The sequence below is a fragment of the Gilliamella sp. GillExp13 genome (assembly GCF_001690815.1).
Classification (GTDB): domain Bacteria; phylum Pseudomonadota; class Gammaproteobacteria; order Enterobacterales; family Orbaceae; genus Gilliamella; species Gilliamella bombi.
This window is the reverse complement of record NZ_LZHJ01000023.1, coordinates 70,313-83,959: the sequence shown is the minus strand read 5'-3', so window position 1 is coordinate 83,959 and position 13,647 is coordinate 70,313. Positions and strand designations below refer to the sequence as shown.

Below are 13,647 nucleotides of genomic sequence, written 5' to 3'. Positions count from 1 at the left end.
TTTAGTGTGTAATACATTAAAACAAGCCTTATTTCGGCGTCACTTTCCTAAAAATGTACTCATTCATAGTAACCAAAGAAGCCAATATTGCAGTGCTGATTTCAAGCAATTATTATTACAATATGGGCTAAGGCAAAGCATGAGTCGAAGAGGAAACTGCTTTGATAATGCGGTTGTTGAGAGTTTTTTTCATACACTCAAAACCCATATTATTCATGACTGTTACTATAAAACGAGGAAGCAGGCTAATAAAGCACTATTTGAATATATTGAAATCTATTATAATCGGATACGCCGTCATTCAGCCAATGGTTGGGTATCACCTGAACAACATTACCAAAACGAAAAAATGATATAGGCGGGCACTGTCTAATATTTTGGCGAGGATCAAGGATCACTTATATATTGGTTTATCTTTTGTATTTGCTTTAGTTGCCTTTGGTAACTTTATGATAGAATAATGCCTTATTACTTAATATCTAAATAAAAACCATCAATAACTATGTCATTAATTAATCTTACCAATGCTTATCTTTCATTTAGTGATGCGCCCTTGCTTGATCATATCGATATGTCTATTGAGCCAAACGAGCGTGTTTGTCTTGTTGGCCGTAACGGTGCAGGAAAATCGACTTTACTTAAAGTTTTAAATAAAGAGGTGCTATTAGACGAAGGGCAAATTATTTATGAAAATAATGTGATTGTTTCACGATTGCAACAAGATCCTCCCCGTGATGTGCAAGGCAGCGTGTTTGATTTTGTGGCAGAAGGATTACACGAACAAGCACAGTTATTACGAGATTACTATGATTTAGCATATCGCGTTGAGCACGATCCATGCGAAAGTAACTTAGATAAATTAGCTAAAATGCAAGAACAGTTAGATCATCAAAATGGTTGGCAATTAGATAGCCGTATTCGTAATGTTATTTCTTCATTATCGCTTGATGGTGATGCGTTGTTGTCTTCGTTATCGGGTGGGTGGTTGCGTAAAGTCGCATTAGCCAAAGCGTTGGTTTGTCAGCCAACAGTTTTATTGCTTGATGAACCAACCAATCATTTGGATATTCAAACCATTAAATGGTTGGAAGATTTTTTGAAAAGTTTTAATGGCAGTATTGTGTTTATTTCCCATGATCGTTCGTTTATTCGTCAAATGGCAACGCGTATTATTGATTTGGATCGAGGTAAAATTGCGTATTGGAGTGGGAGTTATGATAATTATTTGCTTGGTAAAGAAGAAGCATTGCGTGTTGAAGAGTTACAAAATGCTGAATTTGATAAAAAATTAGCTCAAGAAGAAGTCTGGATCCGACAAGGTATTAAAGCTCGTCGTACTCGTAATGAAGGGCGAGTGCGAGCATTAAAAGCAATGCGTCAAGAATACAGCAAGCGACGCCAAGTTATGGGTAGTGCTAAAATGCAAATCGAGGAAGCATTACGTTCAGGAAAAATTGTTTTTGAGCTTGAAAATGTGACATATCAGATTGAGGATAAGTTACTAGTTAATGATTTTTCTGTACAAGTATTACGTGGTGATAAGATCGCTCTGATTGGTCCTAATGGTATTGGTAAAACAACTTTATTAAAACTGATGTTGGGTAATTTGACACCAACATTAGGTAGTGTGCATTGTGGCACAAAGCTTGAAGTTGCTTATTTTGACCAATATCGTCTCGAACTCGATCCTGAAAAAACGGTGATGGATAATTTAGCCGAAGGTAAGCAAGAGGTTATGGTTAATGGCCGATCACGCCATGTACTTGGTTATTTACAGGACTTTTTATTTCCGCCTAAACGTGCCAGAACACCTGTACGAGCACTGTCTGGAGGGGAGCGTAATCGTTTATTGCTGGCTAAACTATTTTTAAAACCTAGCAATTTATTAATACTTGATGAACCGACCAATGATCTTGATATTGAAACATTAGAATTGCTAGAAGAGTTAGTGAATGATTATCAAGGAACTGTCTTGTTGGTTAGTCATGATCGGCAATTTGTTGATAATGTGGTCACTCAATGTTGGTTTTTTGAAGAAAAAGGCCATATTGGTGTTTATGCTGGTGGTTATGCCGATGCTCTGCAACAACAGCAGCAAGCACAACCAGTTAAAGTAACGACAGTTAATAAACTTGAGCAACCTAAAAAAGAATTATCTGCTACTAATAATCAAAGTAGTGAGCGAACCGCTAAAAAGAAAGTTAAACTGAGTTATAATGAACAACGAGAATTGGCACAATTACCAAGCAAAATAGAACAATTAGAATTAGAGATTACTGATTTACAAGCACAAATTGGTCAAAGTGACTTTTTTAATCAAACTCATGAAATTACTAGCCCAATTTTACAATCTTTGGCAGATAAAGAGGCTGAATTAGAAGCTGTTTTTGAAAGATGGGAGCAGTTAGAGTCTTTAAGCAAATCATAAGATAAGTGTTAGTATTTTCAGCATTATTTATTTGTGTTATAAAATAAATAATGCTGTTTCCTTACCCTAAGGTTTTTATATAATATTTTTTACATAACAGTTTTTAAATAACCGTTTTATTATTCCATAATTTTCTAGATAAAAAGTAGAATAATAATAGTGCGATGATGACAAAACACGCACCAACATAACCAATGTAATCAATTGAAAGTAAAATTAATACCTTACTACCTATAAAAGCACCGCCTCCTATTCCAATATTGAAAATACCAGAATAGACTGAAGTGGCGATATCTGTGGCATCGGGTGCGGCATCAATTACTTTACTTTGCATAACCATTCCAATAATTGTAATGGAAAGTCCCCAAATCAAACATTGAATAATTGCAGTATAAAGCGTTAATGAACAGACATAAAGCGATAATAAGCAAGTAATCAGTAATAGCATAGGGATGATGAAAATTGCGGTTGGATTCTTTTCAGCATATTTTGCAAAAATAACGCTACCAATCATTCCAGAAAAACCTACAACTAATAATAAAAGGACGATAACATTTTGGTTAAATCCACCAATATTTTTCATGAATGGCGTAATATAGGTATAGGCAGTAAAGTGACCCGCAATAATAATGGCAATTAATAAATAAATGTTTAGCAGTATTGGGCGTTTTAATACCATTGGAATATCTTTGATAGAGATAATATCCATGCTTGGTACAGTAGGCAATAAGCGGAGTAGTAATATCATCACGCAAAAAGCGATACCAGCAATACATAAAAAAGTCACGCGCCAGCCAACGAGTTGTCCTATGATGGTGCCAATTGGAATACCTAGAATGGTTGCCATCGATACGCCAATAACAATAAAGCCCATTGCTTTAGCTTTTTTACCATTGGGCGCTAACCGAACTGCAAGTGGTGTTGTAATTGCCCAAAATACCGCATGTGCACAAGCAATACCAATTCTTGCTATCATTAAGCTGTAAAAATTCCATGCGACTCCAGCTAAAATATGACTACCTATAAATAGACAAAATAAAAGGATAAGTAGCTTCCTTCGTTCCATTTTTGATGTTAATACTGTGAGTGGCAATGATAATAACGAAACAGCCCACGCATAAATAGTGAGTAATAATCCAGCATGGGCTACGTCCATTGAAAAGCTTTCAGCAATATTGGGTAATAGCCCGACAGGTACAAATTCCGTTGTATTAAAAATAAATGCCGCAAATGCAAGACAAAGAATTGATGACCAAACCCGAGATCGGTTAATACTATTATTCATGATTAAGATTTTGGAGGGAATATTAGATTACTTTTGATTATAACTGAATATGTTTGTCTATTAAATAGTTGCTAAGAATAAATCTTAAACTTAATCGCCACCAATATTAGTATTTGAGGGCGATGTTTCATTATAGCGATTTATTCTAGTGCTTTAGCTGCAGCTAGGACTTTGTCATAATCAGGTTCAGAAGAGGTTTCTTTGACATATTCCACATAAACAATTTTGTCGTTTTTATCAATGACAAATACAGCTCGAGAAAGTAATCGCAACTCTTCAATAACAACTCCATATTTTAAACCAAAGTTGAGTTCTTTATGAACTGAGGTGACTTTAACGGCATCAATACCTTCAGCAGCACAGTAGCGATTTAAGGCAAAAGGTAAATCGACGCTAATTGAAAATATCACTGCGTCTTTTAATTTTGCCGCTTCGACGTTAAAGCGATGCACTTGGGCACTACATACTGAGGTATCAATGGATGGAACCGAATTAATAATTCTGATTTTACCTTTAAAATCGGACAATTTAATGGGCTTCATTTTTAAATCTTGCACGATAAAATTGGGCGCTGTGTCGCCAACTTTAATTTGTGTGCCTAACAAAGTAATAGGTGCTCCGCGCATGGTGATTTCATTAACTCTTTTTTGCATAACAGTTTCCTTAGTGTTGTAACTAATAACGTTGTTGACAGTGTAATGCCTTCCAATGAATTGAAGTTGTTGCACTTGTTAGGGATAAATAGATTTAGAACTGATCCAATATAGAACTAAAACAACTTCTGAATAATAGCTCGAACTTGTTTTAAGTGATGAATTAGCCGATTTCTATTATCGTTAATAATGTTATTGTTCAAAATGATGAATAAATTTGAGTAGTTATCGAATTAATAGAAATGATATGTAATTAGTATTGGCTGTTTTTACAGCCAATAGTTGGATTTTTAAGTTACAATGTCTTAAAAGCAATATCAGGCAAAATAGCTTCACCTTGCCAATATAACTCACTAGCAATACTTCCTGCAATTTGATAATAAAGTTGGCTAAATTCGCTATCAGGGTGGTTAATGACAGTGGGCTTTCCTGTATCAAGATCTTGGCGTAACATTTTTTGAAGTGGAATTTGCCCTAGCAATTTGGTTTGATATTGCTCAGCTAAATGTTTTGCACCATCTTCACCAAAGATGGCCTCATGATGTCCACAATGTTCGCAAATGTGATAACTCATGTTTTCAATAATTCCTAGTGTTGGGATGTTTACTTTATTAAACATGGTAATACCTTTTTTTGCATCGATTAAAGCAATATCTTGAGGAGTTGTGATAATCACAGCAGCAGTAACTGGAATGTTTTGCGCTAGGGTTAATTGGATATCCCCTGTGCCTGGAGGCATATCAATGACAAGATAGTCGAGTTCTGGCCAAAGCGTATCTTGTAAAATCTGTAATAGTGCTTTACTTGCCATAGGTCCACGCCATACCATGGCACCATTAGGATCAACTAAATAACCAATGGAATTACTAGCAAGCCCATATGCCATGATTGGTGTCATATGTTTATTATCGGGTGTTAAGGGTTGCTGGTTTTCTGTACCTAGCATGGTTGGGATCGAGGGACCATAAATATCTGCATCTAAGATCCCCACTTTAGCCCCTTGTTTTTGTAAAGCTAGCGCAAGATTGACAGCTGTTGATGATTTGCCCACACCGCCTTTTCCTGAGCTTATCGCGATAATGTTTTTTATATTATTAATGGCATTTTGGTTATTAGCACGTTTTAAAGTAGCAATTTTATATTCAATATGCCAGTCAACTTCATTAACGCTGTTAAGTTTAAGCAATTCTGGAGTGGTTATTTTTTTCAATTCTTCAAAAGTAGATTGCCAAGCGAAAGGCATTGTTAAATTTATAGTTAAGTGGTGATTAACTATTTCACATTTTTTTATTGCATCGAGTTCAAGTAAATTTTTTTGTAGAGTTGAATGAATAAAATTTTCAAGAATTTTTTTTACTTCAGTGTTCATTGTGGTTATCTCTTTATGCCTTAGTATTTATACTCGTTTTATTTTCAATTACCTTGCGTTAAAAGCGTAAAATACCTTAAATAATAAGGTGGTAAACAGTAAATTGGTTTACCCTCATAAAAAATGATTATTTTCTGTTTTGAAATATGAATTGAGTATATAAATTTTATCAAATTATGGCATAAATCTAGCGATAATCCCACGATTGATGTACTATTTCTGCCATTATGTAAAAAAGGGTAATAAATCAACATGACAACTCAACGCAAAATATTGGTGACTTGTGCACTTCCTTATGCCAATGGTGCAATTCACTTAGGTCATATGCTAGAACACATTCAAGCTGATGTATGGGTACGCTATCAACGTATGCGTGGTAATGAGATCTATTTTATTTGTGCTGACGATGCCCATGGCACGCCAATTATGCTCAAGGCTCAGCAATTGGGGATTACTCCGGAGCAGATGATTAGTGAAGTTAAAACCGAACATCAACGTGATTTTTCTGGCTTTAATATTAGTTATGATAATTACCATTCAACACATAGCCCAGAAAATCGTGAGATATCAGAGCAAATTTATAAGCGTTTGAAAGCGAATGGTTATATTAAAACTAAAGTTATTTCACAGCTATTCGATCCTGAAAAACAGATGTTTTTACCTGACCGTTTTGTAAAAGGTACTTGTCCACGCTGTAAAGCGCCTGATCAGTATGGTGATAACTGTGAAGTTTGCGGGGCAACTTATAATCCAATTGATTTAATTAATCCCCAATCAGTAGTATCTGGTGCTACACCTGTTATGAAAGATTCTGAACACTTCTTTTTTGATCTACCCGCTTTTTCAAATATGTTACAAGAGTGGATTCGCTCAGGAACATTACAAGATCAAGTTGCTAATAAAATGCAAGAATGGTTCGAATCAGGCCTACAACCGTGGGATATTAGCCGTGATGCACCTTATTTTGGATTTGAGATCCCCGATGCTCCAGGTAAGTATTTTTATGTTTGGTTAGATGCGCCAATTGGTTATATGGGATCTTTCTTAAATTACTGTAATAAACAAAATAAACCGATTTTTGATGAGTTTTGGGACAAAAATTCAAATACAGAACTGTATCACTTCATTGGTAAAGATATTGTTTATTTCCACAGCTTATTTTGGCCAGCAATGCTTGAAGGTAGCGAATATCGCAAGCCTTCCAATATTTTTGTACATGGTTATGTGACTGTTGATGGTGCAAAAATGTCTAAATCACGCGGTACTTTTATTCAAGCAAGTACCTATCTAAAACATTTAGATCCTGATTGTTTACGTTATTATTATGCGGCTAAATTGTCGTCACACATTGATGATATTGACTTAAATTTAGAAGACTTTGTTCAACGTGTAAATAGTGATTTAGTTAATAAAGTTGTTAATATTGCTTCGCGTTCGGCTGGTTTTATTTATAAACGCTTTGGCGGCAAATTATCAGATAAAGTGGCAGAGCCTGAACTGTATTCCTTGTTTGGTGAAAAAGCAGAAGTGATTGCTGACTATTTTGAACAACGCGAATCAGGCAAGGCAATTCGTGAAATTATGGCACTTGCTGACGAAGCTAACCGCTATATTGACGAAAAGGCACCTTGGGTGGTTGCTAAACAAGAAGGGCAAGATCAAGTGTTGCAAGATATTTGCTCAATGGGAATTCACTTATTCCGCATCTTAATGACCTATTTAAAACCAATTGTGCCTTCATTGGCTGAACGTACAGAAGCATTTTTAAATAGCAAATTAGAATGGAATGAAATTGATAATGCTTTAACAAGTCATAAAATTAATCAGTTTAAAGCTTTATTTAATCGTATTGATATGGATAAAATTACAAACATGATTGAAGAAACAAAACAACAAGCTGCATTAGCCCAACCGGCAAAACCTAAAGTTGCAGAGCCTATCGCTGACACGATTAATTTTGATGATTTTGCTAAAGTCGATATGCGCGTTGCTTTAATTAAACATGCTTGCTTTGTTGAAGGATCCGATAAATTACTTCAATTAACGCTTGATATTGGTGACGAAACCCGTAATGTGTTTTCAGGTATCAAGCAGTTTTATCCTGACCCAGAGGTGTTAATTGGGCGTTTAACTATTATGATTGCTAACTTAGCTCCTCGTAAAATGCGCTTTGGTATTTCTGAAGGTATGGTGCTTTGTGCGAGTGGTAAAGGTGATGATGAAGGTGTGTACCTACTATCACCAGATAGTGGTGCTAAACCAGGAATGCGAATTTCGTAATTGATACCTTTATTATAGAAGTCACATCTTAACAAGTTAATTCGCTTGTTAAGATGTTTCAGGAAACTATGCGTTTCAGTATAAAATTTGCTTATTTGATAAATAATTGTAGCTTTTGTTTTTTGGGGCTGTTTTTTTATTATAAATATGTTGCCATTCCAGTTTTGAATTTATGTCGTTTGAGGGTACTGATGGTTGGTTGCTTAAACTTTTTAAAAAGCCTATAAAAGCCTTTCCGTTTACACTTAGAAACCTATTCCATATCTGGCGCCCAATTTCATTTAAACACCATTTTTTGATCGAAGTAAATAAAATTTCACTTTAAATCAATATGCTATATTTTTCTTTTTATCCTGAAATTGGCAATCAAAATAACGATTGCTAAAGCTCAATTTTGTTAAAATTCATATTTTACTGTTTGGTTTAACATTACTTGTAAATTCATTATTTTCTTACTTTTGATTTTCTGACGGATTTCCTGAATAAGGAAATATGCTGTCTTTTAGTGAAAAAGAGAAATCTTTAGTATTAATCTCCCCAATAATTTTGTTGCTATCGTATAAAGCCAGTAAAAATTCGGCCATTTGCTTTGCTGTATGGCAACTTTGTAAAAGTTGCATCGTAGTTGTATTCACTAACATTATTGGCTTTTTCACCAAATTCCGTTTTTGTTGCAGCGGGAGCCAATACCTTTGCGGTTAATTGTGCGTTAGCTTGCTTTAATTCCTGTGCTAGCCCTTCAGTAAAAGCATTGACATAGAATTTTGTTGCGCAATAAGTTACCGCATTAGGAACGAGAGTATCCCCGCCTCGGGAGGAGATGTTTATTAGTTGTGTTTCGGGTTCATTTTGATATTTACGTACATACAGTGTTGAAAAAATCGTTAGGGTTTCAATATTTAAATGAAGCATTGATTCTATTTTTACTAAATCTTGATCGCTAACACTGCCGTAATGACCAAAACCGGCATTATTAATCCATGTTTCAATAAAATAGCTGTCTAAATCATTAAAAAGGGAATAAGCGTTGGTTGGTTGTGATAAATTACAAAGTTTTATAATTACGTCTAATGCTGGGGCAATTTTTGCAATTTCTTGTTGTAAAAGTTCCAAATTTTCTTGTCTTCTTGCAATAACAATAAGGTTTTTATTTCGTTTTGCAAAAGCAATAGCGGCAGCATAACCTATGCCTGAACTAGCACCTGTTATGGCGGTATATTTTTTATGTGTATTGGTCATTTTTATTTCCTCTAATATTTCAAATATCTGTATTTAATTAAAATCATTCAACCTGTTGAATATATGATAAATGTAACTAACGTGTTTTTATCTCTAGAATTACTTAACATAACTTGATAACCTGCGCGCATAAATAATGTTGTGTAGGCTTGACTTACAAATCCTACCCCTATAATGCCGATTTTTTTCATCTATTTGCTCCTTTTTTTGTGTTTACTTGATTTATGCTATGATATTTGCAAAATAAAAATTGATAAATGTTTTTCAATTTGTTTTATTAACAACTGTGGATTGGTAATATGGATCTTTTTAGAAGTATGAAGGCATTTGTATTGACTGTGAAGACAGGTTCATTTGCATCGGCATCTATTTCATTAAATATCTCTCCGCAAATGGTTGCGAAATATATTCTTTTTTTAGAAACGCAATTAGGGTTAAAGTTACTTAATCGAACAACACGTTCACAAAATCTTACTGAATTTGGTAAGCAGTATTATGAGCGCTGTGTTAGTATTTTAGGTGAAGTTAAAGCCACCTCTATGCTTGCGCAACAGTTTTTAGATAAACCTAGTGGTGTGCTTAGAATTAGTGCACCATTTACTTTTGGTAATTTTACTTTAGTGCCATTAATTAGTAGTTTTATGAAGTGTTATCCCCAAATTAGTGTCGATATACAATTAAGTGATCGTTATGTCGATTTAATTAAGGACGGTTTTGATATCGCTTTTCGGATTGGTGATTTGAGTGATTCAGGCCTTATTGCTCGTAAACTTAATCCTCATCAACTTATTTTTGCTGCCTCACCAGATTATTTAGCGCAATATGGTGTTCCATTAATACCTGATGATTTGAAAAAGCATCAATGCTTGATTTACCAATATGTGAATCAGAATAAAAAAGATCATGTTTGGTCGTTTATGATTAATGGTGAAATAGTCAATATTCCTATATCAGGGACATTTAAAAGTAATCATACTTCACAGCGTTAGCGATAGCTGCGATTGAAGGACTAGGTATCACCATGTTGCCAGAATCTATGTTACAAGAACCAATTAAGCAGAAAAAATTATTTCCCATATTACAAAAATTTTTACCACCTGCCAAGCCGCTTAATATGCTTTATACTGCTGATCGTCAGCAACCACCAAAACTAAAAGCATTTATTGAATTTGTGTTGAATGCAATATCGTAATAGGTTTGTTTTTATGCATAATAAAAAAGGCGATTTGCTCGCCTTCTTTATAATTACCATAATTGATTCTACAATTATTTTATTGTAGCTAAAGTGCTTACTTCTTTACCTAACATATTGTTTAGATAAACTAAATCATTAGCAGTTAAAGTTCCTACTGCATATTTTAATTGTAGTAAACTGGTTAAATAGTTATATTTTGCATCTGATAAATTTCGTTTAGAACTGTATAGTTGAGTTGTTGCATTTAATACGTCAACAATTGTTCTTGTTCCAGCTTGGTACTCAGAATTGGTTGCTTCTAATGAACTTTGTGCAGAAACTACTGCTTGTTGATAAGCTTTGATGGCACTTATTGATGATGAAATATTATTGTATGATGAGCGGACTTGATTAATTACACCTCGATTGGTGCTTTCTAATTTTTCGCTAAAACTGACGTAATTTTGTTGTGCTTGCTCAACTTTAGACATTGTTGCACCACCTGAAAAGATAGGTAGGTTTACACTGACGCCAACATAGTTATTCCCTGAATAAGATTTACCATGAGCACCAGTCCCTACGCTATTACCGTATCTATCAGTTTTATTCAAATTAGTTGATGCATCTAAACTTGCTGTAGGTAAATGTCCTGCCTGTGAGAGTTTGATTTGTTCACGCGCTATGTCTTGATTTAACCTCATTGTTAATAAATTAAGATTAGATTTTTCAGATTGTTTTAACAGTGCGCTGATTTGTGCTGGCGATTCTGTTTTAAATGTATTGGTATTGACACTTGCTAAACTTGAATAAAAACGACCACTTACTTGTCGCAATGCTTCAATGGCATTATTTAGATCATTTAATGCATTAACTTGTTGTGCAACAGTTAAGTCATAGTTAGCTTGAGCGTTTTGTACATCAGTGATTGCAACTAAACCAACTTGATGTTGTTGACGCGTTTGTTCTAACTGACGGCCAATTGCTTTTTTCTGTGCATCAATAAAGCTTAATGCATCAAGTGCTTTTAATACATTAAAATAAGCGACAGAAGTATTTAAGATTAATGTTTGACCTTGGTATTGATAGGCAATATCGGCAATACTTGCTTGTTTTTTAGTAATATCTAAGGCTTTCCAATTTGAGAAATTAAAAATGCTTTGAGATAATGCGACTTGGTATAAGTTGCCACTTTTAGATTTTACTCCACGTGTATCACGTCGACCATGAGTAACACCATAGGAAGCACTTAAACCAACTTGTGGTAGTAAACTTGCTCGAGAACCTGAAATTGCTGCGTATGCTTTATTTTTTTCAGCTAATGAACTGCGTAGATCTGGGTTAGTTTCTTTTGCTTGTTCATAAACTTGTATCAAATTTTCAGCAAAGACAGATTGGCTTAACGCTAAGCCAATTAAAAAGGTTAAGGTTTTTTTCATCAATTTTCTCTTTAAAAATCATTAAAATATAGTAGTATTTTTAATGGCGTAATTTTAACAGATAATTAGTATATAGTAAGTATAGTTTGTGTGTCATTCGCACTTTTTATTCAAATTCAGTTTAAATTCGGGAACTTTTATGAAAATTAAAAACAGTCTGGTAAATTTTGACAAAAATGATGTGTTTAATTTAACAAAACGAATCTTGTACAAAGGTTTTTTTTCTTTGCTTGAATATCGTTTTCAATATCGAAAATTTGATGGTTCAATTAGTGAGATTGTAACTCGTGAAATTTTAGAGCGTGCGCAAGCGGTTGTACTTTTAGCATATGATGTAAAACGTGATGAAGTTGTGCTAATTGAGCAAATCCGGATTGCTGCGATTGAAACCCAAGATAGTCCTTGGATACTAGAACTTATTGCCGGTATGATGGATCATGAGAATGAATCATTTGAAGAAGTAGCAAGACGTGAAGCAATGGAGGAGGCGGGAGTTGTTATTGGTCGATGTAAACCCATCATCAGTTATTTAGCATCTCCTGGAGGTTTAACTGAACAATTGCACATTTTGGTGGGTGAAGTTGACTCATCAACCGCTGAAGGCATTCATGGTCTTGACGAAGAAAGTGAAGATATTAAAGTTCATGTAGTAAGTCGAACTCAAGCTTATCAATGGGTTAAAGATGGAGTGATTAACAATGCTGCATCAATTATTGCGCTTCAGTGGTTAGAACTTAATCATGAGCTCTTAATAAAAGAGTGGAAATAACTTTTTAGGCATCATTTTTAATTATTTCTTTCATAAATGTGAGAACTATTTTACACTTTAATAGAATGCTAGGATTTATAATAAACTGTTTTTTCAGTCACAATGTCTATTGTGTTGTTGACATTATTAACCATGATTATAGATTAATAGACAATTGGGGTGAATTTTGGAGTCATTTCTAAAACTTCCAATCTGTAATAAAAATTACGGTAAAATATTACATATAACTGATACTCATCTTTTTGCTGATGACAATGCTTCATTGCTTGGTGTTAATTCTAATGCAAGCTTTCTAGCGGTTATAAATGAAGTTGAACGTAGTAATAAAAAGTTTGATTTAATTGTCGCAACGGGTGACTTTGTACAAGATGGTTCTAAAAAAGCTTATGCGCGTTTTGCCGAACAAATAATTAAGTTTGATACTCCTTGTGTGTGGCTAGCTGGCAATCATGATAATTATTCGTATATGCAAGATGTGTTTGCAAATTATCAATTTGCTGATAACAAGGTAGTTTTGTTGGGAGATAACTGGTTGATTGTTTTATTGAATAGCCAAGTTATTGGTCAGGCTTATGGTTTTTTACCTGAATCTGAACTCAAGTTTTTACATAATGTTTTAACTGAACATCCATATAGAGACGCATTAGTTTTTTTACACCACCATCCAGTTAATTCTGGTTGCTATTGGTTAGATCATCATATTTTAAAAAATAGTGACCAGTTAGAGAAAATTATTCAAAAACATCCCAATGTAAAAGGAATTGGGTGGGGACACATTCATCAAAAACAAGATTATGTGTGGCATAATTGTAAGGCATTTTCAACTCCTTCAACTTGCTTTCAATTTAAACCTGAATGTTATGATTTTCAATTATCAAGTGACGATGCACCGGGTTGGCGAGAAATCACACTTAATATTGATGGTTCTATTGATAGTGATGTTTATCGATTAAAGGATAATCAGTTTTTGCCAGATGTTTCTCAAAATGGTTATTAGTAGTTAGTAATTATAAT

General features: G+C 34.2%; 12 protein-coding genes and 1 pseudogene. 7 read left to right on the top strand and 6 right to left on the bottom strand.

From position 1 onward, the window contains the following. Together A9G37_RS11970 and A9G37_RS01905 are read left to right on the top strand one after the other, a co-directional pair. On the top strand, positions 1–358 hold a 358-nt coding region (locus A9G37_RS11970; RefSeq protein WP_141671009.1), incomplete at its 5' end, for an IS3 family transposase. A gap of 144 nt (positions 359–502) precedes the next feature. Next, complete coding sequence (locus tag A9G37_RS01905; RefSeq protein WP_065574460.1) at positions 503–2,428, top strand: ABC transporter ATP-binding protein; 1,926 nt, start codon at positions 503–505, stop codon at positions 2,426–2,428. Between the two features lie 103 nt (positions 2,429–2,531). On the opposite strand, the gene A9G37_RS01900 is transcribed toward A9G37_RS01905, so the two are convergent. From A9G37_RS01900 to apbC, 3 genes are all read right to left on the bottom strand, one after another. Then, a complete protein-coding gene (locus tag A9G37_RS01900) occupies positions 2,532–3,713 on the bottom strand; it encodes a sugar transporter (RefSeq protein WP_034915274.1) in 1,182 nt (393 codons plus the stop codon). A gap of 140 nt (positions 3,714–3,853) precedes the next feature. Next, a complete protein-coding gene (tpx, locus tag A9G37_RS01895; protein WP_065574459.1) occupies positions 3,854–4,366 on the bottom strand; it encodes a thiol peroxidase in 513 nt (170 codons plus the stop codon). Between the two features lie 295 nt (positions 4,367–4,661). Beyond that, a complete protein-coding gene (gene apbC / locus A9G37_RS01890; RefSeq protein WP_065574458.1) occupies positions 4,662–5,735 on the bottom strand; it encodes an iron-sulfur cluster carrier protein ApbC in 1,074 nt (357 codons plus the stop codon). Positions 5,736–5,987: 252 nt separating this feature from the next. On the opposite strand from apbC, the gene metG reads away from it, so the two are divergent. Further along, on the top strand, positions 5,988–8,015 hold the full coding sequence (gene metG, locus A9G37_RS01885; RefSeq protein WP_065574457.1) for a methionine--tRNA ligase: 2,028 nt from the start codon (positions 5,988–5,990) through the stop codon (positions 8,013–8,015). Positions 8,016–8,467: 452 nt separating this feature from the next. Here metG and A9G37_RS01880 read toward each other — a convergent pair. Together A9G37_RS01880 and A9G37_RS12450 are read right to left on the bottom strand one after the other, a co-directional pair. Further along, positions 8,468–9,254: pseudogene (locus tag A9G37_RS01880) on the bottom strand (SDR family NAD(P)-dependent oxidoreductase). 47 nt (positions 9,255–9,301) lie between these two features. Beyond that, positions 9,302–9,445 (bottom strand): NAD(P)-binding domain-containing protein, encoded by a 144-nt coding sequence (locus A9G37_RS12450; RefSeq protein ID WP_141671008.1) that lies wholly within the window; start codon positions 9,443–9,445, stop codon positions 9,302–9,304. Between the two features lie 108 nt (positions 9,446–9,553). Here A9G37_RS12450 and A9G37_RS01875 point away from each other — a divergent pair, with 108 nt between their 5' ends. Both A9G37_RS01875 and A9G37_RS11965 read left to right on the top strand, forming a co-directional pair. Beyond that, the gene (locus A9G37_RS01875; protein ID WP_081297608.1) at positions 9,554–10,243 is read left to right on the top strand and encodes a LysR family transcriptional regulator; all 690 of its coding nucleotides are present in this window, start codon (positions 9,554–9,556) and stop codon (positions 10,241–10,243) included. Between the two features lie 32 nt (positions 10,244–10,275). Continuing rightward, positions 10,276–10,446, top strand: coding sequence for a hypothetical protein (locus tag A9G37_RS11965; RefSeq protein WP_081297607.1), 171 nt, complete (start codon positions 10,276–10,278; stop codon positions 10,444–10,446). A gap of 74 nt (positions 10,447–10,520) precedes the next feature. Here the strand turns inward: A9G37_RS11965 and tolC are convergent, their stop codons facing one another. Next, positions 10,521–11,864: an outer membrane channel protein TolC gene (tolC, locus tag A9G37_RS01870; protein ID WP_065574456.1), complete on the bottom strand. Its 1,344-nt coding sequence runs from the start codon at positions 11,862–11,864 to the stop codon at positions 10,521–10,523. Positions 11,865–12,003: 139 nt separating this feature from the next. Between tolC and nudF the strand changes: the two genes are divergently transcribed. After that, positions 12,004–12,633, top strand: coding sequence for an ADP-ribose diphosphatase (gene nudF / locus A9G37_RS01865; RefSeq protein ID WP_065574455.1), 630 nt, complete (start codon positions 12,004–12,006; stop codon positions 12,631–12,633). 166 nt (positions 12,634–12,799) lie between these two features. Then, positions 12,800–13,630 (top strand): 3',5'-cyclic-AMP phosphodiesterase, encoded by an 831-nt coding sequence (gene cpdA, locus A9G37_RS01860; RefSeq protein ID WP_065574454.1) that lies wholly within the window; start codon positions 12,800–12,802, stop codon positions 13,628–13,630. Positions 13,631–13,647 lie beyond the last annotated feature (17 nt).